A 20,900-nucleotide genomic window follows, 5' to 3' on the forward strand; every position below is an offset into this window, starting at 1 on the left:
TCATCCGCTCACGATCGGATCATCATTTTAAGGATACAGGCCCCATGTCCGTGCCCGCGCTTCCCGTGCCCCCGCGTCGCCGCGCTCGCAGCCTCGCGCAAGACGTCGTCGACGCACTGACGTCGCAGATCGAGAACGGCACCCTGCGGCCCGGCGACAAGCTGCCGACCGAGACCGAGGTGATGGCCAGCCAGGGCGTGAGCCGCACCGTGGTGCGCGAGGCGATCTCGCGGATGCAGGCCAGCGGCCTGATCGAGACGCGCCATGGCATCGGCAGCTTCGTGCTGGCACCGGAGCGCCGCCGCGCGCTCGGCATCGACCCGGCCACCATCACCACGCTGCGCGACGTGCTCGCCGTGCTCGAGCTGCGCATCAGCCTGGAGAGCGAATGCGCCAGCCTGGCCGCCCAGCGCGCCAACGAGGCCGATCTGGTCGCGCTGCGCCGCGCGCTCGACGCGATCGCGCAGAGCGCCTCGAGCGGGCGCGACACCGCCCAGCTCGATTTCCACTTCCACCTGCAGATCGCGCAAGCCACCGGCAACCGCTATTTCGTCGACATCATGACCCAGCTCGGCACCTCGATCATCCCGCGCGCGCGGGTGAATTCGGCGCGCTTCGCCGGGGACGACCTGGAGCGCTACGTCGGACGTCTGAACCATGAGCACGAGGCGATCTTCGAGGCGATCGCGCGACGCGACCCGGAAGCGGCGCGCGCGGCGATGCGCACCCACCTGACCAACAGCCGCGAGCGTCTGCGCCGCGCGCACGAAGCGGCGGAAGCCGGCCGCGACGGCCACGAATAAGCCGGCTGGCGGTGCCGTGGTTGTCGCGGCGTCGCCCGGAAGCCGCCGCTGACGTGAACCGCGGGCGGCCATTGCCGGCCGCGGTTCCGGCTACGGGTTCTCGCTCAGTGTCCAAAACGTCAGTCATCGTATAAGATCGCGGTTCTGGCCTTCGGCTGCGTTCGCGGCCCGCCTTGCCACCGTATCGACACCGACCTTCAGAGAGGATCCCGCCGTGACTTCGCCGACTTCCACGACCGCCAAGCCGTTCCGCCGCCTGCTGCTGACCGGCGCGGCGGGCAATCTCGGTCGCCAACTGCGCGCCGCGCTGGGCGACTGGGCCGACATCGTCCGCGTCAGCGACATCGCCCCGCTCGGCGACGCGGCCCCGCACGAGGAAGCGGTGGTGGCGGACCTGGCCGATCGCGCGGCCGTCAACGCGCTGGTGGAGGGCGTCGACGCGATCATCCACCTCGGCGGCATCTCGGTCGACGCGCCCTTCGATGCGCTGATCGAAGCCAACATCCGCGGCGTCTACAACCTCTACGCCGCCGCCCACCAGTTCGGCGTGCGCCGTGTGGTCTACGCCAGCTCGAACCACGTGGTGGGCTTCCACCCCGTCACCGAGGTGGTCGACATCGATTCGCCGATGCGCCCCGACTCGCTCTACGGCGTCACCAAGTGCTTCGGCGAATCGCTGTCGCGCTATTACTACGACCGCTTCGGCCTGGAGACGGTGTGCCTGCGGATCGGCTCCTCGTTCGACGTGCCGAAGAACCCGCGCATGCTGGTGACCTTCCTGAGCTTCCGCGACTTCATCGAGTTGGTGCGCTGCTCGCTGATGACCAACCGCGTCGGCCATGCGATCGTCTACGGCGTGTCGGACAACCGCACCAAGTGGATCGACAACGGCAAGGCGCAATTCCTCGGCTTCCGCCCGCAGGACAGCTCGGCGCCGTTCGAGCACCTGTTCCCCGCCAGCGGCCCGGACCGCAATCTCGACGATCCGGCGCAGCGCTACCAGGGCGGCGCCTTCGTGGTCGGCGAGCCGATGGGCGAGCCGAAGATCACCCGGTAAGGACTGCGGAAAAGCCGCTGCCCCGGCGGCCATCGATGGGCCGGCGGGGCAGCGGGGCGGCGCTCGCGGCGATCGATCGACAGCACGATCGCCGCGGCGGCGCGAGAGACCCGGCAGACGGCGAGCGTCGCATCACGCGAGGCTCGCCGTCGCCGTTTACAGCGTGGCGATCGCCGGATCGCTGGTGCTCGCGCGGCCGGTCTCGACGTGGCCGGCGAAGCGGCGCAGGAAACCCGCCGAGGTGCCGTCGCTGACCGTCAGGTCGTACCAGCCGTGGCTGCCGCGCAGGTCCCAGTAGTCGTCGATGCGCTGGCCCGGGAACAGCTCGTAGGTGCGCGTATGGCCGCCATAGCCGTTCGACACGGTCAGGCGCACCGCCGTGCGGCCGCGGTTCGACAGGCGCAGCGTGAGGTTGCCGTTGATCACGTCGTAGCCGTACAGCGCTTCCGGGTTCGGCGTGCGGCCCTCGCCGGCCGAGGTGGTGCCGCGGAACTGGCAGAAGAAGCCGTTCGGGCCATACACCGACAGGTCGTAGAGGCCGAGCGTGGCGGCCGTGCTCCAGCTGTCCGACAAGCGGCGATAGGCGTCGACCGTGTAGGCCCAGGGGCCGTCGGTGCGATTGGCGGCCTGCACCTGGAACGCCGCGCCGGCGCGGCCGGTGTTGGCGAACCACAGCTTGAACTTGCCGGTGGTGGAATCGACGCGGCCGAACACGAACAGCTCGTAGGGCAGGGCGCGCGCCGGACGCAGCCCCGATTCCTGCTTCGGCACCGCCTGCGTGCTCGGCGGGATCGGCGTGTAGCTCGGGTGCGTGTTACGATCGGGCGGCGCGTAGCCGCTGGTGTCCGGCAGTTGCGGCAGGCGCGCGTCCGGATCGCGGAAGTCGAAGGCGCTGGTCAGGTTGCCGCACACGGTGCGACGCCACGGCGACACGTTCGAGGCCGGGATGCTGTACTGCTCGCCGAAACGCGCCTCGATGAACTGCAGCAGCGAGGTGTGATCGAAGGTCTGCGAGCACAGCCAGCCGCCCTTGGTCCAGGGCGAGACCACGATCATCGGCACGCGCGGCCCGAGCCCGTAGGCGCCGGCCACGTGGGTGGCGTCGCCGGGGAACACCTCGTTGGTGGTCGCCACCGTCGACAGGCCGTTGTCGCGCGATTGCGGCGCGAACGGCGGCGGCACGTGGTCGAAGAAGCCGTCGTTCTCGTCGTAGGTGATGAACAGCGCGGTCTTGCTCCAGACCTCCGGGTTCGAGGTCAGCGTGGCGAGCACCTGCTCGACGTACCAGGCGCCGTAGTTGGCCGGCCAGTTCGGATGTTCGGAATAGGCTTCCGGCGAGCAGATCCACGATACCTGCGGCAGCGTGCCGTTCGCCACGTCGGCCTTCAGCACGTCGAACAGCGTGCCGCCCGCGCTGATGTCGGTGCCGGTGCGGGCCTTGTCGTACAGCGGGTTGCCCGGCTGCGCGTTGCGGTACTGGTTGAAGTAGAGCAGCGAGTTGTCGCCGAAGTTGCCGATGTACGGGTTGTCGCTGGTCCAGCCCCACGAGCCCGCCGCGTTCAGGCCTTCGCCGACGTCCTGGTAGATCTTCCACGACACGCCGGCCTTCTCCAGCACTTCCGGATAGGTGGTCCAGCCGTAGCCCGCTTCCTCGTTGCCGAGCACCGGGCCGCCGCCCTGGCCGTCGTTGCCGACGTAGCCGGTCCACATGTAGTAGCGGTTCGGGTCGGTCGAGCTCGGGATCGAGCAGTGGTAGGCGTCGCAGATCGTGAAGGCATCGGCCAGCGCGTAGTGGAACGGGATGTCGCCGCGCTGCATGTAGGCCATCGAGGTGGTGCCCTTGTTGGGCACCCACTGGTCGTAGCGGCCGTTGTTCCAGGCCGCGTGCATGTCCTGCCAGCCGTGCGGCAGATCCTGGATGAACTGCATGCCGAGGTTCGCGGCGCTCGGGTGGAAGGGCAGCAGCTCGCCCGTGCCGGCCGGCTGGTGGAACACCGACTTGCCGCTGGCCAGCGCCAGCGGGCGCGGATCGCCGAAGCCGCGCACGCCGCGCAGCGTGCCGAAGTAATGGTCGAACGAACGGTTCTCCTGCATCAGGATCACGATGTGTTCGATGTCGCGGATGGTGCCGGTGCGGCGGTTCGCGGGAATCGCGAGCGCGTTGCGAATCACGGGGGGAAATACGCTGAGCGCGGCGGCGCCGGCGGTGCCGGCGGCCAGACGCAGAAAGTCACGGCGATGCTTCGTCGTCATTTGTTTCTTCCTGTGCGGCGGGGAGGGACGGCCGTGCCAGTACGGCCGCTGGGAAAGCTACGATCGCGGCGTGCCCTTGCGCCGCGAATGTGGTGGCGAGAATAGCGAGCAAACGGTGTCATTCGCGTGACTGGCGACAACGTTTGCGATGCTGAAAACAAAATGAAAATCGCCTGAAAGCCGGCTTATTTTCACTTTTTCCCGGAATCTCCGGCAGTCGGGGAAAACCGGTGCAGGCTCGCCGCGAGCCGCTCGCCGGCCAGCTCGATTTCGTAGCGGCCCAGGCTCGGGTCGGGCTGCCCTGGATCGCAGGCGACCACGCCCAGCGCGACCGGCGCGCCGAGCGTGTGGCCGAACGCGGCCGAGCTGAGCGTGCCGACCGGGCGACCGTCGCGCAGGATCCCCTCGCCGCCCCACAGCGTGACGTCGGGGCGGCCGTCGACGCTGAGCGCCACCACGCGCCGCGCGCAGGGCTGTCCCGCCTTGGCCGCGAGCGCGGCGGCGCCCGGGAAGGCGCCGGGTGCGGCGTGCTGGCAGAGCGCGTCCAGGCCCGCCTCGAAGGGATCGAGCCCCGGCGACAGTTCGCGGCCCCAGCTCGCGCGGCCGTTCTCGATGCGCAGCGACTCGAGCGCGTACTCGCCCGCGCAAGCCAGGCCGAAGGCGGCGCCGGCCGCCTGCAGCGTGTCGAACACCAGCAGCGCCGATTCGACCGGCACCAGCAGGTCCCAGCCCGGCTCGCCGACGATCGGGTGATGCAGCGCGCGCACCGTGGCATGGCCCAGGTCGATCTCGCGCATCGTGCCGAGCGGGAAGGCCGCCGCGTCGAGCGCGGCCTTCGACACGCTTTGCAGCAGCGCGCGCGAGCGCGGCCCGAGCAGCGAGAACAGCGCGTACTGGCCCGTCACGTCGACGGCGATGCAGTGCAGCCCGGCGGCATCGAGATGCCGCTCCAGCAGGTCGAGGTCGCGCGTGACCTGCGCGACGCCCGTAAGGAGCAGGAATTGGTCGTCGGCCAGGCGCGCGACGTCCGGATCCGATTCGTAGCCGCCGCGCGCGTTGAGGATCGCCGCGCGCAGCACGGTGCCGGGCGCCACCGCCAGGTCGGCGGCCGCCAGCGACTGCAGCGCGCGCTCGGCGTCGCGCCCCTTCACCAGCAGCTTGGCCTGCGCGCTGCGATCGAACAGCGCCACGCCCTCGCGCGCGGCGCGATGCTCGGCCGCGCTCCAGTCGTGCCAGTTCTGCCGGCCGAAGCGGTAGTCGATGCGCGGCGCCTGGCCCGGCGGCGCGAACACGTTGGCGATCTCCCAGCCCATGCGGCTGCCGAAGCAGGCGCCGGCCGCTTCCAGCCGCGCATGGATCGGCGAGCGCCGCACGCCGCGCGCGCTGTCGAGCTCGCGGTTCGGCCAGGGCATCGCATAGTGCAGCCCCAGCGTTTCCTTGACGCGGTCGTGCAGCCAGGCGTCGTTGCCGTGCAGGCGCGCGAAGCGGCGGATGTCGACCGACCACAGGTCCATGCCCGGCTCGCCGTCGACGATCCATTCCGCCAGCGCGCGGCCCGCGCCGCCCGCCGAGGCGATCCCCATCGAGTTGAAGCCGGCGCCGACGAAGAAGTTGGCCAGCTCGGGCGCCTCGCCGAGGATGAAGTGATTGTCGGGCGTGAACGATTCGGGCCCGTTGTAGAACTGCCGGACCTCGGCCGTCTCCAGCTCGGGCACGCGATGCAGCGCGTTGCGCATCAGGATCTCGAACTGGTCCCAGTCGTCGGGCAGCAGCTGGAATTCGAAGTCCTCGGGGATGCCGTCCATGCCCCAGGGTTTCGCGTCGGGCTCGAAGCCGCCCATCACCAGGCCGCCCACTTCCTCCTTGAAGTAGATGTAGCCGTCGGGGTCGCGCATCACCGGCAGCTCGGGATGCACGCCGGGAATCCGGCCCGTCACGATGTAGTAGTGCTCGGCCGAATGCAGTGGCACCGTGACCCCGGCCAGCCGGCCCAGGCCCTTGGCCCACTGGCCCGCGCAGTTGACCACGATCTCGGCGGCCAGCGTGCCGCCCTGGCCATCCTTGTCGCGCCAGTTCACGCCGCTCGCGCGGCGGCGCGTGCCGGTGCGCTCGCTCAGCAGCTCGGTGACGCGCACGCCCTCGACGATGCGCACGCCGCGCTGGCGGGCGCCGCGCGCCAGCGACTGCGTGAGGTCGGTCGGATTGGCCTTGCCGTCGCCGGGCAGCCAGACCGCGCCGGCGAGATCGTCGCTGCGCATCGCGGGCCACAGCTCGCCGGCCGCGCGCGCGTCGATCAACTCGCATTCCACGCCGTAGGCGCGCGCCGTGGCGGCGCTGCGCTTGAGCTGGGTGAGCCGCTCGGCGGTGCGCGCCACCGACAGCGAGCCGCAGCGCTTCCAGCCGGTGGCCAGCCCCGTCTCGGCCTCCAGCGAGGCATAGAGCTCGGTCGAGTAGCGCACCAGCTGGGTCAGGCTGCGCTGCGTGCGCAACTGGCCGACCAGGCCGGCGGCGTGCCAGGTGGTGCCGCAGGAGAGCTGGCCCTGTTCGAGCAGCACCACGTCGGTGATGCCGGCGCGCGCCAGGTGGTAGGCCGTGGAGCAGCCGATGATCCCGCCGCCGATGATCACGACGCGGGCATGGGAGGGAAGGGCGGAGCGGGAGGCGGTCATCGCGAGCTTGGGTCGATTGCAACAAAACGCATCGTATTGCCTAAAAATGACACATTTGCGACGCAACGGGATCCAGCTGCTCAAGCGGGGTGTATCGCGTGGGAATCGAGACGAGAGGGGCGAGGCAGGGTGGACGAGCCGGCGGCGCGGCGAAGGCCGATCAGGCGGTTGATGAAAGCGCGGCCAACGGCCGGCGCCTCACTCGATATCGGTCACCCAGGCGCCGAACCACTCGCTCGGATTGGCGATCTCGTCCTGCGCGGCGACCAGTTCGAGCTCGTAGCGGCGCGCGTCGTAGGTGGCCTTGACGACGGCGTGCACGGCCGCCAGCGTGTGCTCGAAGGCGGCGCGCACCGAGTCGCCGCGCAGCCGCCGCGCCACGAACACCGCGCTGGTCAGGTCGCCCACGCCGACCGGGTGGCGCGGGAAGGCATACAGCGGGCGCTGGCCGATCCAGGCCTCGTGCTCGGTGACGGCCAGCATGTTGAAGCGATCGGCGGGACTGTTGCGATCGTGCAGGTGCTTGACCAGGATCACCTTGGGCCCGCGCCGGATGATCTCGCGGCAGGCGTCGACCGCCTCGCGCACCGTCTCGACGCGGCGCCCGGCCAGCTTCTGCAGCTCGCTGTGATTGGGCGCCATGCCGTCGGCGAGCGCGGGCAGCTCGGTGACGATGAATTCCTCCACGCCGGGTTCGGGCCGGATGCCGCCGGTCTGGCCCATCGCGGGATCGCAGAAATACCAGGCGTTCGGGTTCATCGACTTGACGGTGCGCACGATGTCGACCGCCGCATGCGCCTGCGCCGGCGAGCCGAGGAAGCCCGAGAGGATCGCGTCGCAGCGCTTGAGCGCGCCGATCGCGGCGATGCCGTCCACCAACTGCTCCATCTTGGCCGCGTCGATCGCGCTGCCGGCCCAGTTGCCGTACTGCATGTGATTGGAGAGCTGGACCGTGTTGAGCGGCCAGACGTTGACGCCCAGGCGCTGCATCGGGAACACGGCCGCGCTGTTGCCCGCATGTCCGTAGATCACGTGCGACTGGATGCTGAGGACGTTCTTCATGGTCGGCGGCTCGTCGCGGGTTCGGGGCTGTCATGAACGATACATTAAGTCGCAGCCGCGCGGAAACACGCGGTAATACGGGCGCCGGCGCGCCTCGCGGCAGCCCTGGCTTACTGAACGTAAAATCGCGAACGTCGCGCCGTTCCCTTCCTCTTGCCCGGTATCCCACGATGTTTTCGATCCGCACGATTGTTTCCTCGCGCCTGTCAGCGTGCTTGTCGGCCTGCTCGTCGGCCTGCTTGTCGGCGTGCTCGTCGGCACGCTTCCCGGCCGGCATGCTCGGCGGCGCGGCCCTTGCCGCCGCGCTGCTCGCGCCCGCGTCGGCGAGCCTTGCCGCCGAGTCCGAGGCGCTCGCCTCGGGCGCGGTCACGCTGCCGGCCGCCTCGCCGGCAGCGCTCGCCTCGGCCGCGGCCGGCAACGAGGGTCCGGCCTACGGCCCCGAGCTCGAGGGTTTCGAGTATCCCTACCCGGTCCACCGCTACGCCTTCACCTCGCAGCGCGAGCCGCTGCAGATGGCCTATCTCGACGTCAAGCCCGAGCACGCGAACGGCCGCACGGTGGTGCTGCTGCACGGCAAGAACTTCTGCGCGGCCACCTGGGAAGGGTCGATCGAGGTGCTGAGCCGCGCCGGTTATCGCGTGATCGCGCCGGACCAGATCGGCTTCTGCAAGTCGACCAAGCCCGAGCGCTACCAGTACAGCTTCCAGCAGCTCGCGCACAACACGCATGCGCTGCTCGAATCGCTGGGCGTGAAGGAGGCGACCGTGATCGGCCATTCCACCGGCGGCATGCTCGCCGTGCGTTACGCGCTGATGTACCCGAAGGCGACCCAGCAGCTGGTGCTGGTCGACCCGATCGGCCTGGAGGACTGGAAGGCGCTGGGCGTGCCGCCGCTGACGGTGGACTACTGGTACGCGCGCGAGCTGAAGACCACCGCCGACAGCATTCGCCGCTACGAGCAGAGCACCTACTACGCTGGCGAGTGGTCGCCGAACTACGAGCGCTGGGTGCAGATGCTGGCCGGCATGTACCGCGGCCCGGGCCGCGATATCGTGGCCTGGAATTCGGCCCTGCTCTACGACATGATCCTGAGCCAGCCGGTGGTGTATGAGTTCGGCCTGATCCGCGTGCCGACGCTGCTGATGATCGGCGACAAGGACACCACGGCGATCGGCAAGGACGTCGCGCCGCCCGAGGTGCATGCCAGGCTGGGTCGTTATCCCGAGCTCGGCAAGCGCGCGCACGCGGCGATTCCGGGCTCGACGCTGATCGAGTTTCCCGCGCTCGGCCACGCGCCGCAGATGCAGGATCCGGCGGCCTTCCACAAGGCGCTGCTGGGTTGGCTCGCGGCACCGCACGCGGCAGCCGCGTCCGCGGGCGGCCAGGCCGCGAAATAAGGGGCGTTCGCCCCGCGCGCGCGGCGCCCGAGCGGGCGTCGCGCGCGATTTCCCTTCCCTTGGATCAAGCGATCAGGCGCCTTGCGCCGCGATCTCGTCGCGCACCTGCGCGGTGATCTCGTAGGAGCGCACGCGCGCGGCGTGATCGTAGATCTGCGCGGCGACGATCAGCTCGTCGGCGCCGGTCTGCGCGATCAGGCGCTTGAGCCGTTCGCGCACCGTGTCGCGCGAGCCCACCGCCGCGAACGACAGCGCCTGCGCCACGTTGGCGAGTTCGAACTCGCTGCCCTCGAGCACCTCGACGGGCGGCGGCAGCTTGCCCGGCGTGCCGCGCCGCAGGTTCAGGAACTGCTGCTGCAGCGAGGTGAACAGGCGCCGCGCCTCGTCGTCGGTGTCGGCCGCGAACACGTTGATGCCCACCATCGCATGCGGCTTGTCGAGCGTGGCCGACGGCCGGAACTGCGCGCGATAGATCTCCAGCGCGCGCATCAGGTAGTCGGGCGCGAAGTGCGAGGCGAAGGCGAAGGGCAGGCCGAGCATGGCGGCCAGCTGCGCCGAGAAGAGGCTCGAGCCGAGCAGCCAGAGCGGCACGTTCAGCCCCGCGCCCGGCACCGCGCGCACGCGCTGGCCTTCCACCGGCTCGGCGAAATAGCGCTGCAGCTCCACCACGTCGTCGGGAAACGAATCGGCGCTGCCGACCAGGTCGCGCCGCAACGCGCGCGCGGTGGTCTGGTCGGTGCCGGGCGCGCGGCCCAGGCCCAGCTCGATGCGGCCCGGGTAGAGCGAGGCGAGCGTGCCGAACTGCTCGGCGATCACCAGCGGCGCGTGGTTCGGCAGCATGATGCCGCCCGAGCCGACGCGGATCGTGCTGGTGCCGCCGGCGATATGGCCGATCACCACGGCGGTGGCCGCGCTGGCGATGCCGGGCATGTTGTGGTGCTCGGCCAGCCAGTAGCGCTGGTAGCCCCAGCGTTCGACGTGCTGGGCGAGATCGAGCGAGTTGCGGAACGCCTGGCCGGCATCGGCGCCTTGGGGAATCGGCGCGAGATCGAGAACGGAGAACGGGATCATGGGCGGGTGGATATCGGAAAGTGGGGCGTCACGGCTGCCGTGCGGCGCGGGCGCGGCCTGCTGGCGATGCGCCTGCCTTACTGCGCGGCGGGATCATGACGTCGGGTGCCGCCGATTGTGCCAAAGCCCTGTCGAGCCCGCTGACGGCGCGCCGATAACCCTGTCGGGCGCAGGGTGAGCCTGCCGGCGGCAGCGCCGTGCCGCTCGGCGCCGAAGGTTCCGCGAGTGCGACAGAACAGCACATCAATTGCACGATATGTGACCGTCATATTTCTTCGATAACGTGGGCGGAATCGGCGGTAATACGCCGAAATATTTGTCGAAATCCATTTGAATCGACAGATTTTTAGTGGAAATGCTACATGAGTCTGACAAGGAAGCTGGCAATCGGCATGCGAATCGCTTACGTTATCGCCCCCGTTATTGCGTCGAAAAGTTGATCATCTGTGTCGATATGTGCAGTTTCTGCCATGTCGTGAGTGGCTCCGGGCAGGGTTTCGGAGTTCGCTGATACACTCTGCCCCGATATTCAAGACACGCCGCGGGATTCATGAAAAGCGATGGCCGGATCAAGCGGCAATCGCCGAATCGGCGGCGTTCACGATCGATACCACCATCGCCTGGGGCCTCGGCCCGGGCGCCAGGAGTCGGGACCGTGTCAGTCGCAGTCGTCGTTACCGCATCGCGTTTCTTCCTGCTCCGAGGCGGCCGTGCCGCCGCCGGGAGCGCATCATGACCGGCCTGTTCAGCGTGGTGGATTGGCTGCTGGTCGCGCTGACCTGCGCGGCCTGCGCTTATGCCTGGTTCGCGGCGCTGGCGCCCGCGCCGCGCATGCCCTCGTCGGCGGCACGCGAGGGCTGGCGCGCCCCGGTCAGCGTGCTCAAGCCGCTTTATGGCGCCGAGCCGCGTCTCTACGAGAACCTCGCCACCTTCTGTTCGCAGCGCCATCCGCGCTACCAGATCGTCTGCGGCGTGGCTTCGCCCACCGATCCGGCGATCGCCGTGGTGCGTCGCGTGCAGGCCAATTTCCCCGGCTGCGATCTCGAACTGGTGATCGATTCGCGCGTGCACGGCAAGAACCTCAAGGTCAGCAACCTGATCAACATCGCCGGGCGCGCGCGCTACGACCGCCTGGTGATCGCCGACAGCGACATCGCCGTCGGCCCCGACTATCTCGAACGCGTGAGCGCGCCGCTGGCCGATCCGTCGATCGGCGTGGTCACCTGCCTCTATCACGCACGCGATGTCGGCGGTTTCTGGGCGCGCATCGGCGCGCAGTTCGTCGACGCCTGGTTCGCGCCCTCGGTGCGCATCGCGCACTTGGGCGGTTCGTCCGATTTCGGCTTCGGCGCGACGCTGGCGCTCACCCGCGACACGCTCGATCGGATCGGCGGCCTCGCCGCGCTCAAGGACGAGCTGGCCGACGACTACTGGCTGGCCGCCCTGCCGCGCCGCGTGGGGCGTCGCACCGTGCTGTCCGAGGTGAGCGTGAGGACCGACGTGATCGAGGCCAGCTTCGCCGCGCTGTGGGCGCGCGAGACGCGCTGGCTGCGCACCATCCGTTCGCTGAAGGGCGGCGGCTTCGCCAGCCTGCTGATCACCTTCACGGCACCCTGGCTGCTGGTGGGCGCGCACCTGGCGGTGCGCCTGGAAGCCACGCTGCCCGGCCTGATCGCCGCCTGCGCGGCGAGCGCCGGCGTGTTGGCGCGGCTGGTGCTGCATGCGCGCGGCTCGCCGAGCCGGCTGGTGTTCTGGCGCGACCTGCCGCTGGTGCCGGTGCGCGACGCGCTGCTGTTCTGCGTCTGGATCGCGGCCGCGTTCGGCACCCACGTGATCTGGCGCGGCGCGCGCATCGCGGTGGCCGGCGGCGCGCGCGCGAGCTTCGGCGAGGGCGGCGAAGGACGATGAGAACGGCGCGGCGCGCGCCCGGCGCGACGCGTTTCGACGGAACTGGACTGAACGGGCGCGCGGCCCGCCGCGCGGATTGACGAACCTGATCGTATCGAGACGAATCATGCAAGCAAACGCAACCCCACTGAAGACGCTGTTCCTGCAGGCGCCGTCCTATGACGGCTTCGACGGCGGCGCCGGCTCGCGCTACCAGGCCAAGCGCGAGATCCGCTCGTTCTGGTATCCCACCTGGCTGGCCCAGCCCGCCGCCCTGGTGCCCGGCAGCCGCGTGCTCGACGCGCCCGCCGACGACCTGTCGGTGGCACAGACGCTGGAGATCGCCGCCGACTACGAGCTGGTGATCATCCACACCAGCACGCCCTCGTTCCCGACCGACGCGGCCTTCGCGCAAGACCTCAAGCAGCGCAAGCCCTCGGTGCTGATCGGCATGGTCGGCGCCAAGGTGGCCGTCGATCCGCACAACTCGCTGGTGGCGTCCAACGCGATCGACTTCGTTTGCCGCGAGGAATTCGACTACACCTGCCGCGACGTGGCCGAGCGCAAGCCCTTCGCCGATATCCTCGGCCTGAGCTACCGCGCCGCCGACGGCGCGATCGAGCACAACGGCGCGCGCCCGATGATCGAGGACATGGACGCGCTGCCGTTCGTGGCGCCGGTGTACCAGCGCGACCTGAAGATCGACAACTACTTCATCGGCTACCTGAACTACCCCTATGTGTCGATCTATACCGGCCGAGGCTGCCGTTCGAAGTGCACCTTCTGCCTGTGGCCGCAGACGGTCGGCGGCCATCGCTACCGCGTGCGTTCGGTCGAGAACGTGCTGGCCGAGGTGAAGTGGATTCGCGACAACATGCCGGAAGTGAAGGAGATCATGTTCGACGACGACACCTTCACCGACTTCAAGCCGCGCGTCGAGGAGATCGCGCGCGGGCTCGGCAAGCTGGGCGTGACCTGGTCCTGCAATGCCAAGGCGAACGTGCCGTACGCGACGCTGAAGATCATGAAGGAGAACGGGCTGCGCCTGCTGCTGGTGGGCTATGAATCGGGCGACGACCAGATCCTGCTGAACATCAAGAAGGGCTTGCGCACCGACATCGCGCGCCGCTTCAACGAGGACTGCAGGAAGCTCGGCATCAAGATCCACGGCACCTTCATCCTGGGCCTGCCCGGCGAGACCAGGGACACCATTCGCAAGACCATCGAATACGCGAAGGAAATCAATCCGCACACGATCCAGGTTTCGCTGGCGGCGCCTTATCCGGGCACGCGGCTCTACGAGCAGGCGATCGAGAACGGCTGGCTGGAGGAGAACAAGACCATCAACCTGGTCAGCAAGGCAGGCGTGCAGCTCGCCGCGATCGGTTATCCGCACCTGTCGAAGGAAGACATCTATCACGAGCTCGAGCACTTCTATCGGGCCTTCTATTTCCGGCCCGCGAAGATCTGGGAGATCGTGCGCGAGATGCTGGGCAGCTGGGAGATGATGAAGCGGCGCCTGCGCGAAGGCGTGGAGTTCTTCCGCTTCCTGCGCGCGCACGAGGCCTGAGCGCGATGGCCACGTCGCCGTCGCGCGCGCTGATCTTCACCGCCGACGATTTCGGCCTGCATCCGCGCGTCAACGCGGCGGTCGAGCGCGCGCATCGCGAGGGCGTGCTGACGGCCGCGAGCCTGATGGTGGCGGCGCCCGCCGCGCACGACGCGGTGGCGCGCGCGCGGCGGCTGCCCTCGCTGGCGGTCGGGCTGCACCTGGTGCTGGCCGATGGCGCGGCGATGCTGCCGGCGCGCGAGATCCCGGCGCTGGTGGGGGCCGACGGCCGCTTCGGCGACGCGATGGCGAAGGACGGCTGCCGCTTCTTCTTCCTGCCGCGCGTGCGTGCGCAACTGCGTCGCGAGATCCGCGCGCAATTCGAGGCTTTCGCGGCGAGCGGGCTGCCGCTCGATCATGTCAACGCACACAAGCATTTCCACCTGCATCCCACCGTGTTGTCGATGATCGTCGAGATCGGGCGCGACTACGGGCTGCGAGCGGTGCGCCTGCCTTTCGAGCGTTGCGCGCCGGCCTGGCTGCGCCCCTGGATCGCGCTGGTGCGCGCCAGGCTCGACCGGGCAGGAATCGCGCACAACGACTACGTGGTCGGGATCGAGCACACCGGGCACATGGACGAGCGCGCGCTGCTCGATGCGATCGCGGCGCTGCCGCCTTCGGGCGTCGGCGAGATCTACTCGCATCCGGCCGAGCCCGGCGACGGCCCGATCACGCCTTCGATGCACGACTACCGTCCCGGCGAGGAACTCGCGGCGCTGCTCTCGCCGCGCGTGGCGGCCGCGCTCGAGGCGGCCGGCGTGGCGCGCGGCGGTTTCGCGGCCGTGTTCGGCGAAGCGGGCGACGCGAACGGGGCAGGGCGGGGCGCGGCATCGCGCCAGGGCGACGCGCAGGCGAATGCGGAGCGCGCTTCCCGCGCGCGCTCGCGATGACGAAGTGGGTCCGGCGGCTGGGCTGGCCGCTCGGCATCGCGCTGCTGCTTGGGCTGGTGGTCCACGAAGGCGTCGGCGACGTGGTTCGCATCATCGGACGCGCCGGTTTCGCCCTGCTCTGGCTGGTGCCCTTCCACGCATTTCCCTTGCTGCTCGACGCGCATGCCTGGCGCCTGCTGCTCGACCGGCGCGCGCCGCTGGGCTTCCTCTGGTGGGTCGCCACGGTGCGCGAGGCGGTGAATCGCCTGCTGCCGGTGGTCGGCGTGGGCGGCGAGATCGTCGGGATCCGGCTCGCGCGCTGGCGGGTACCGGACGTGGCGTTCGTGAGCGCCTCGGTGATCGTCGAGGTGCTGGTCACGGTGGCCGTGCAGTACGCGTTCTCCGCGCTCGGGCTGGTGCTGCTGCTGGCCGGCACGGGCCTCGGCGGCGGCGCGAGGACCATCGCGCTGGCGCTCGTGCTGTCGGTGCCGGTGCCCGTGCTGGCCTTCGCGCTGCTGCGACGCGGCGGGATCTTCCACGCGATCGAGCGTTTCGCCGGCCGGCTGCTCGGCGACACCGGCGCGCTGCTGCAGGGCGTCGACGGCAAGCGGCTCGACGCGGCCATCGAGGCGCTGATGTCGCGCACGGGCCTGCTGCTGCGGGCCTTCGGCTGGCAGTTGGCCGGCTATGTGAGCGGGGCGCTGGAAATCTACTGGGCGCTGGCCCTGCTCGGGCATCCCGTGTCCGCGGGCGGGGCGATCGCCATCGAGGCCATGGTGCAGGCCGTGCGGCACGCGGCCTTCATGGTGCCGGGCGGGCTCGGCGTGCAGGAGGCGACGGTGGTGCTGCTCGCGCAGATGTTCGGCGTCGATCGCGAGACGGCCCTGTCGCTGGCGCTGGTCAAGCGTGCCCGCGAGCTGCTGTTCGGCGCCCTGGCGCTGGTGTCGTGGCAGGGCGCGGAGATCGTCGTGGCGCGTCGCGAAGCCGGGCGCGAGGCAAAGCACGAAGCCAGGCACGAGACCGCCGATCGCGACCGGTGCGAGCGACGCGAGAGACGAAGCGGCTCGACCGGAAATGTCTGAAGGCCGCCCCACCCGAGCGCGGCCGCAGCAGGGGCGACCCGGCCCGAAGCAGTCCTGATCGCTCGGCCCGGTCCGAATCCGGCGACCGATGTTGTTGCACGCCCCCATAGGCGCGTATCCTTCCAGCTTGTCCTTTTCCCCGCGCGAACCGCGCGCCCGTAATCGATGATGGAATCGGTAATCCGGCCGGCCCGGCCCTGGCTGCTCGCCTCGGCACTTGCCGCGACGTTTCTGCTCGGCGGCTGCGACAGCCACGAGAACGAGGTGGTCGTGCATCGACTCAAGGAATTCTTTCGTGCGATCCAGCCGGCGCCGTTGCTGCTGCGCGGCCTGAAGCCCGGCGTCTCGACCGAGGAGGAAGTGCGCTCGCGCCTGGGCAAGCCGGAGACGGAACGGCAGGCGATCGACGGCTCGAAGCGGCTCGAGTATCCGCGCGGGCCGATGGGCGACGAGACCTACATGGTCGATATCGACCGCAACGGCTTGTTCCTCGGCGCGACCCAGGTGCTGACGGCCGACAACTTCGCGATGATCCGCCCCGGCATGACGCAGGACGAGGTGCGCCAGTTGCTGGGCAAGCCGACCGAGGTCGCGCAGTATCCGCTCAAGCCGGAAACGGTCTGGAGCTGGCGCTGGCGCGAGGACGGCGTGAACCAGGACGCGTTCTTCAACGCGCATTTCGGTCCCGACGGGCTGGTATCGACGACCTCGCGCTCGGACCTGCCGACCGGGCGCTGAGCGAGGCACGCTGATGGTGACGACAATGAAGGCTGGCCCCCGAAACGATGCCCACTACTGGCGCTCGGAGCTGATTCCCGGCGCGGACATGGTGACGGCCCGCTTCACCGATCACGCCTATTCGCCTCACTGGCACGAGGCCTACACGATTTCGCTGATCGAGGGCGGCGCGGAGCGCTACGACTACCGCGGCACGCGCCACGTGGCCGATGCCGGCTCGCTGCCGATCATCAATCCCGGCGAAATCCACACCGGGTCGAGCGCGGCCGATGCCGGCTGGCAGTGCCGCACGTTCTATCTGCCGACCGGCTTCGTCCGGCAGGTCGCCGACGAGGCCGGGCTGGCCGGCACCGAGCCGCCCTGGTTCGGCTCGGACATCATCAGGGACCCCGACCTCGCGGCGCGCGCCTTGCGCGCGCATCGCGCGCTGGAGTCCGGCGCGGACCGGCTGGCCGCCGAATCCATGCTGCTCGACGCGGTCTCGACGCTGCTGGTGCGATACGCGCAGGCGCGGCCCCCTTCACGGCCGATCGGCCAGGACGGGGCGCGAGTGGCGCGCATGAAGGCGCGCATGCTCGACGACCTGACGGCCTCGCTCGAACTGTCGGTGCTGGCCGAGGCCGTCGGCCTGTCGAAGTTTCATGCGCTGCGGATCTTCACGCGCGAGGTCGGCATGGCCCCGCACGCCTGGCGCAACCAGGTACGCCTGTCCCGCGCCAGCGACGCGCTGCGCTCGGGCGCGTCGGCCACCGAGGTATCCGCCGCCTTCGGTTTCGCCGACCAGAGCCATTTCAGCCGCCATTTCAAGAAGGTCCACGGCGTATCGCCGGGCCGCTGGAGCCGGTCGCGCTGAACGGGCTGGCCGAGGCAGCGCAATAACGTTCAAGCGGCCGTCGCGGATCGCGGTCTACCCTCGCTTCGACAGGAGGACACCATGACCGTGAATCAGCAGGCCGGCCCCATGACGGGGATCCCATCCACCGGCGGCAGCCCTGCCGCGCCCGAACCCGGCAAGGCGCGTCGCGGCGCCGACATCCTCGTCGAGGTGCTGCGCAGCGAAGGCGTGGAATATGTGTTCGGCAATCCCGGCACGACCGAGCTGTCCTTCGTCGATGCGCTGACCGGCGTCGATGGCCTGTCCTACATACTGGGCCTGCAGGAGGCCGCGGTGGTGGCGATGGCGGACGGTTACGCCCAGGCTTGCGGGCGTCCCGGTTTCGTTAATCTGCACACGATGGCGGGGCTCGGCCATGCGATGGGCGCGCTGCTCAACGCGAGGGAGGCAAACACGCCGCTGGTCGTGACGGCCGGCCAGCAGGACACGCGGCACGTGCATGCCGGACCGCTGCTGCATGGCGACTTGCTCGATATCGCCCGGCCGGCGGTCAAGTGGGGGCATGAAATCCGGCATCCCGACGAGATCGCCGGGTTCGCCAGGCGGGCATTCCACGACAGTTGCGCCGCGCCTTCGGGGCCGGTGTTCCTGTCCTTGCCGATGGACGTGATGGAGCGCACCGGCACCGCCGAGCCGCCGGCGGCTTCCGTGATCCACCGCGGCGCGATCGCGGCCGCGCTGCCCGAGCTGGCGCAGGCGCTGGCATCCGTCGCGCCGGGGCGGATCGCGATACTCGCGGGCGACGAAGTGTTCGTGGCGGGCGCGAGCGAGGAGGCGGTGCAGCTTGCCGAGGCGCTCGGCGCGACCGTGTTCGGCTCGTCCTGGCCCACCCATCTGCCGTTCCCGAGCTCGCATCCGCTGTGGGCCGGCAACCTGCCCGGCACGGCATCGGCGATCCGCCAGGCCCTCGCGCCCTTCGACGCGATGCTCGTGCTGGGCGGCCATTTCTCGATCTCGATCCTCTACACCGAAGGGCCGGCCGTGCCGTCCTCCTGCCGGCTGTTTCAAGTGACGTCGGATCCGCACCAGCCGGGCCGCACTCATGCATGCGAGCTGGCTTGCGTCGGCGGCATCCGCGAATCGCTGCGCGCGCTGTTGCCCTTGCTGTCCCATCGCCTGGAGGGCCGGCGCCCGGGAGTCGAAGCCGCGCTGGTCCGCGCGGCGGACCAGCGCGCGCAGCGCCGCGGCGAGATTCGCGCGCGTGCCGAATCCGAGTTCCGCCGGCCCGAAACCACGCCCTGGGCGGCGGCGCACGAGCTGGCCAGGGCGCTGGGACGCGGCACGCCGCTGGTCGACGAATCGCCCGCGACGATGCCGCTGATCCGCGGCATGCTCGACACGGACGCGACGCGGCAGTACTACGGCAATCGCGGGGCGATCCTCGGCTGGGGCATGGGCGCGGCGGTCGGCGTGTCGCTGGGGCTCGGCCGGCAGCCGGTGGTGGCGGTGATCGGCGACGGCTCCGCCCTCTACGCGCCGCAAGCCCTGTGGACGGCCGCGCACGAGCGCCTGCCGGTGACCTTCGTGATCGTCAACAACCGTTCGTACGACATCCTGAAGAACTTCATGAAATCGCAGCATCACTTCGCCAGCGTGCGTGCCGGCCGTTTCATCGGCATGGATCTCGACGAACCGCCGATCGATTTCCTGGCGCTGGCGGCATCCTGGGGCCTGCCGGCACGTCGTGTCGAGCGAGCCGGCGAAATCGCGGCGGCCGTCGAACACGGCATCGCCTCGGGCCTGCCGAACCTCATCGAACTACCGGTCGTCACGGCCTGAATGGGAGCCGGCGGGTGCTCACGCGCGGGTCGCGCGCAGGATGGCGGCGTGATTGGCCAGCTCGTCCAGCGTGACGACGAATTCGAAGCCCTTGTCGTTCTCGCGCGTGATGCGCAATCCCAGCTTGCGATGGAAGGCGATGGACAGGCGGTTGGTGCGGTAGACGTGGCTCCTGAATTCGCGGATGCCGCGCGCGCCGGCCAGCTCGGCCAGCTGCGCCAGCAACTCGCCGAGCACCCCATAACCGCGATGCCGGGGATGGATGCCGAACGCGCCTACGAACCAGCAGCTCGCCGATTCCGGACGCAGCATCGCGTAGGCCACCAGCTCGCCGTCGCGTCGCACCGAACGGATCTCGTAGGCGGCCAGCGCCTGCCGCAGCCGTTCGCGCTGCGCATCGGGATCGAAGGCGTCGCCGGCCTGCTCGGTATGCTCGCGCAGCGTCAGCGTATCGAACGCCAGCAGTTCCTCGACAGACGGCGGCAAGGGCTCGGTCGCGCACGTCACGATGCCGTCCCGGCGCGGGTGAAACATTGCTCGACGGTCTGGCTGCCCCATTGCGTTCCCTCGTGTTCCTCGCTCAGCACGAAGCCGAAGGACTCGTACAGATGGCGCGCCGCGTCCAGTCCCTTGAAGGTGCTGAGCCAGGTTTCGCGAAAGCCCTGTTGGTCGACGAAGCGCATCGCCCGCGTCATCAGCTCGCGCCCCACGCCGCTGCCTTGCAGCGCCTCGTCGACGATGAACCAGCGCAGGCGCGCGATGCCCGTTTGCAGATCGCTGTCGATCGCGAGCGAGGCCAGCACGCGGCCCTGCTCGACATGCAGCCAGAGCGCCTTGCCCGCGGCCGGCAACTGGTTGGCGAATTCCGCCAGCTCGGTGGCCACCAGCTTCTCGAAGAACGCCGGCAAGCCGTAATGCTCGGCGTAGAAGCGCGCATGCAGGCCGGCGATGTCGCCGATGCAGCCCGGCAGGTAGCCCTCGACGATCCTCGAGGCCTCGGCCCGGGCAGGGGAGGGCTTGGCGTCGTTGTCCCGGGCCAGCGCATCGGCATAGAGCGCGAAGGAGCGCAGCAGGTTCTGCTGGTCGGCCGGCGCCAGGTGGCGCAGCGCGTTCGACACCTGCTCGGTGGCGAAGCGGTCGATCCGGCCGCGCAGCTTCCGGCCCTCGGCCGTCAGGCTCAGCGCCGAGACGCGCGCGTCCTCGCTGTCGGCGCGGCGCTCCACGTAGCCTGCCGCCTCCAGACGGGCGAGCTGCCGGCTGGTATTGGACTTGTCCAGGCGCAGCCGCTGCCCGAGGTCCTTGGCGCTGATGCCGGGCGCCATGCCGATTTCCAGGATCGCGTGCACCGCCGAGGGCGCGAGTTCGCTGTCGGCCAGCGTGGTGCGCATGAAGCCCAGCTCGCGCACCAGCTTGCGGGAGAAGTCCCGCAATTCGAGGATGGTCGCGTCGCGGCTCTGCTCGGGGAGGTCGATGAAATCCATGATGGGGCTCAGATGGTTGCGAGTCGCAACAGTATTGGTTGCACTCCGCAACTATGTCAAGACGAAATACGTCATGCGCCGCCGGATCGTGCCGCGCCCGCTATCGAAAAAGCGACCCGAAACTTGTAAAAACACGCGCGACGGCAGCAGCGCCCGCAGCCGGCGCGCCCGCCCGTGCGCTCGCCCGGCTCCCCTGATTGCGGGCGCCCAGGCTTCCCGCAAGCTCGTCGCAAGCCGTTGCTGCGTTG

General features: G+C 69.7%; 16 protein-coding genes. 10 read left to right on the forward strand and 6 right to left on the reverse strand.

The annotated features are described in order from the left end of the window. Positions 1–44: 44 nt before the first annotated feature. Positions 45–803: a FadR/GntR family transcriptional regulator gene (locus tag F3J18_RS03570; RefSeq protein WP_013697162.1), complete on the forward strand. Its 759-nt coding sequence runs from the start codon at positions 45–47 to the stop codon at positions 801–803. 214 nt (positions 804–1,017) lie between these two features. Continuing rightward, complete coding sequence (locus F3J18_RS03575) at positions 1,018–1,860, forward strand: NAD(P)-dependent oxidoreductase (RefSeq protein ID WP_013697163.1); 843 nt, start codon at positions 1,018–1,020, stop codon at positions 1,858–1,860. Positions 1,861–2,016: 156 nt separating this feature from the next. On the opposite strand, the gene F3J18_RS03580 is transcribed toward F3J18_RS03575, so the two are convergent. From F3J18_RS03580 to pdxY, 3 genes are all read right to left on the reverse strand, one after another. Then, positions 2,017–4,113 (reverse strand): phospholipase C, phosphocholine-specific, encoded by a 2,097-nt coding sequence (locus tag F3J18_RS03580; protein WP_025098871.1) that lies wholly within the window; start codon positions 4,111–4,113, stop codon positions 2,017–2,019. A 191-nt stretch (positions 4,114–4,304) separates the two neighbouring features. Continuing rightward, positions 4,305–6,782 carry an FAD-dependent oxidoreductase gene (locus F3J18_RS03585; RefSeq protein ID WP_166911383.1) on the reverse strand — a complete coding sequence of 826 codons (2,478 nt, stop codon included), beginning with the start codon at positions 6,780–6,782 and terminating at the stop codon, positions 4,305–4,307. A 198-nt stretch (positions 6,783–6,980) separates the two neighbouring features. Further along, the gene (gene pdxY, locus F3J18_RS03590; RefSeq protein ID WP_013697166.1) at positions 6,981–7,844 is read right to left on the reverse strand and encodes a pyridoxal kinase PdxY; all 864 of its coding nucleotides are present in this window, start codon (positions 7,842–7,844) and stop codon (positions 6,981–6,983) included. 170 nt (positions 7,845–8,014) lie between these two features. Between pdxY and F3J18_RS03595 the strand changes: the two genes are divergently transcribed. Continuing rightward, positions 8,015–9,241, forward strand: coding sequence for an alpha/beta hydrolase (locus tag F3J18_RS03595; RefSeq protein ID WP_025098874.1), 1,227 nt, complete (start codon positions 8,015–8,017; stop codon positions 9,239–9,241). 72 nt (positions 9,242–9,313) lie between these two features. Here F3J18_RS03595 and F3J18_RS03600 read toward each other — a convergent pair whose 3' ends face one another. Next, positions 9,314–10,312, reverse strand: a complete 999-nt coding sequence (locus F3J18_RS03600) for an LLM class flavin-dependent oxidoreductase (RefSeq protein WP_025098875.1) — start codon at positions 10,310–10,312, stop codon at positions 9,314–9,316. A gap of 732 nt (positions 10,313–11,044) precedes the next feature. Between F3J18_RS03600 and hpnI the strand changes: the two genes are divergently transcribed. The 7 genes from hpnI to F3J18_RS03635 all read left to right on the forward strand — a co-directional run bounded on the left by hpnI (position 11,045) and on the right by F3J18_RS03635 (position 19,171). Beyond that, positions 11,045–12,220 carry a bacteriohopanetetrol glucosamine biosynthesis glycosyltransferase HpnI gene (hpnI, locus tag F3J18_RS03605; RefSeq protein ID WP_025098876.1) on the forward strand — a complete coding sequence of 392 codons (1,176 nt, stop codon included), beginning with the start codon at positions 11,045–11,047 and terminating at the stop codon, positions 12,218–12,220. A 127-nt stretch (positions 12,221–12,347) separates the two neighbouring features. Beyond that, positions 12,348–13,769, forward strand: coding sequence for a hopanoid biosynthesis associated radical SAM protein HpnJ (gene hpnJ / locus F3J18_RS03610; RefSeq protein ID WP_166911425.1), 1,422 nt, complete (start codon positions 12,348–12,350; stop codon positions 13,767–13,769). A 5-nt stretch (positions 13,770–13,774) separates the two neighbouring features. Further along, positions 13,775–14,698, forward strand: coding sequence for a hopanoid biosynthesis-associated protein HpnK (gene hpnK, locus F3J18_RS03615; protein ID WP_166911385.1), 924 nt, complete (start codon positions 13,775–13,777; stop codon positions 14,696–14,698). Beyond that, on the forward strand, positions 14,695–15,759 hold the full coding sequence (locus tag F3J18_RS03620) for a lysylphosphatidylglycerol synthase domain-containing protein (RefSeq protein WP_166911387.1): 1,065 nt from the start codon (positions 14,695–14,697) through the stop codon (positions 15,757–15,759). The genes hpnK and F3J18_RS03620 overlap by 4 nt, the downstream gene beginning before the upstream one ends. A 165-nt stretch (positions 15,760–15,924) precedes the next feature. Then, the gene (gene bamE / locus F3J18_RS03625) at positions 15,925–16,497 is read left to right on the forward strand and encodes an outer membrane protein assembly factor BamE (RefSeq protein WP_096749464.1); all 573 of its coding nucleotides are present in this window, start codon (positions 15,925–15,927) and stop codon (positions 16,495–16,497) included. 25 nt (positions 16,498–16,522) lie between these two features. Next, positions 16,523–17,350 carry an AraC family transcriptional regulator gene (locus F3J18_RS03630; protein WP_166911389.1) on the forward strand — a complete coding sequence of 276 codons (828 nt, stop codon included), beginning with the start codon at positions 16,523–16,525 and terminating at the stop codon, positions 17,348–17,350. 81 nt (positions 17,351–17,431) lie between these two features. Next, complete coding sequence (locus tag F3J18_RS03635; protein WP_240154682.1) at positions 17,432–19,171, forward strand: thiamine pyrophosphate-binding protein; 1,740 nt, start codon at positions 17,432–17,434, stop codon at positions 19,169–19,171. A gap of 18 nt (positions 19,172–19,189) precedes the next feature. Here F3J18_RS03635 and F3J18_RS03640 read toward each other — a convergent pair whose 3' ends face one another. Then, a complete protein-coding gene (locus tag F3J18_RS03640; protein WP_345891747.1) occupies positions 19,190–19,678 on the reverse strand; it encodes a GNAT family N-acetyltransferase in 489 nt (162 codons plus the stop codon). Further along, the gene (locus F3J18_RS03645) at positions 19,675–20,652 is read right to left on the reverse strand and encodes a helix-turn-helix domain-containing GNAT family N-acetyltransferase (RefSeq protein ID WP_166911393.1); all 978 of its coding nucleotides are present in this window, start codon (positions 20,650–20,652) and stop codon (positions 19,675–19,677) included. Before F3J18_RS03645 ends, F3J18_RS03640 begins: the two co-directional genes overlap by 4 nt. Between the last annotated feature and the right edge of the window lie 248 nt (positions 20,653–20,900).

This window comes from Burkholderia sp. Ax-1720 (genome assembly GCF_011753035.1).
GTDB classification, from domain to species: domain Bacteria; phylum Pseudomonadota; class Gammaproteobacteria; order Burkholderiales; family Burkholderiaceae; genus Burkholderia; species Burkholderia gladioli.

Excerpts from the sequence above, each read along its gene's own strand:
- F3J18_RS03570 (WP_013697162.1), top strand. The coding sequence starts at position 45 with ATGTCCGTGCCCGCGCTTCCCGTGCCCCCGCGTCGCCGCGCTCGCAGC.
- F3J18_RS03580 (WP_025098871.1), bottom strand. The coding sequence starts at position 4,113 with ATGACGACGAAGCATCGCCGTGACTTTCTGCGTCTGGCCGCCGGCACC.
- F3J18_RS03585 (WP_166911383.1), bottom strand. The coding sequence starts at position 6,782 with ATGACCGCCTCCCGCTCCGCCCTTCCCTCCCATGCCCGCGTCGTGATC.
- pdxY (WP_013697166.1), bottom strand. The coding sequence starts at position 7,844 with ATGAAGAACGTCCTCAGCATCCAGTCGCACGTGATCTACGGACATGCG.
- F3J18_RS03595 (WP_025098874.1), top strand. The coding sequence starts at position 8,015 with ATGTTTTCGATCCGCACGATTGTTTCCTCGCGCCTGTCAGCGTGCTTG.
- F3J18_RS03600 (WP_025098875.1), bottom strand. The coding sequence starts at position 10,312 with ATGATCCCGTTCTCCGTTCTCGATCTCGCGCCGATTCCCCAAGGCGCC.
- hpnI (WP_025098876.1), top strand. The coding sequence starts at position 11,045 with ATGACCGGCCTGTTCAGCGTGGTGGATTGGCTGCTGGTCGCGCTGACC.
- hpnK (WP_166911385.1), top strand. The coding sequence starts at position 13,775 with ATGGCCACGTCGCCGTCGCGCGCGCTGATCTTCACCGCCGACGATTTC.
- F3J18_RS03620 (WP_166911387.1), top strand. The coding sequence starts at position 14,695 with ATGACGAAGTGGGTCCGGCGGCTGGGCTGGCCGCTCGGCATCGCGCTG.
- bamE (WP_096749464.1), top strand. The coding sequence starts at position 15,925 with ATGATGGAATCGGTAATCCGGCCGGCCCGGCCCTGGCTGCTCGCCTCG.
- F3J18_RS03630 (WP_166911389.1), top strand. The coding sequence starts at position 16,523 with ATGAAGGCTGGCCCCCGAAACGATGCCCACTACTGGCGCTCGGAGCTG.
- F3J18_RS03635 (WP_240154682.1), top strand. The coding sequence starts at position 17,432 with ATGACCGTGAATCAGCAGGCCGGCCCCATGACGGGGATCCCATCCACC.
- F3J18_RS03645 (WP_166911393.1), bottom strand. The coding sequence starts at position 20,652 with ATGGATTTCATCGACCTCCCCGAGCAGAGCCGCGACGCGACCATCCTC.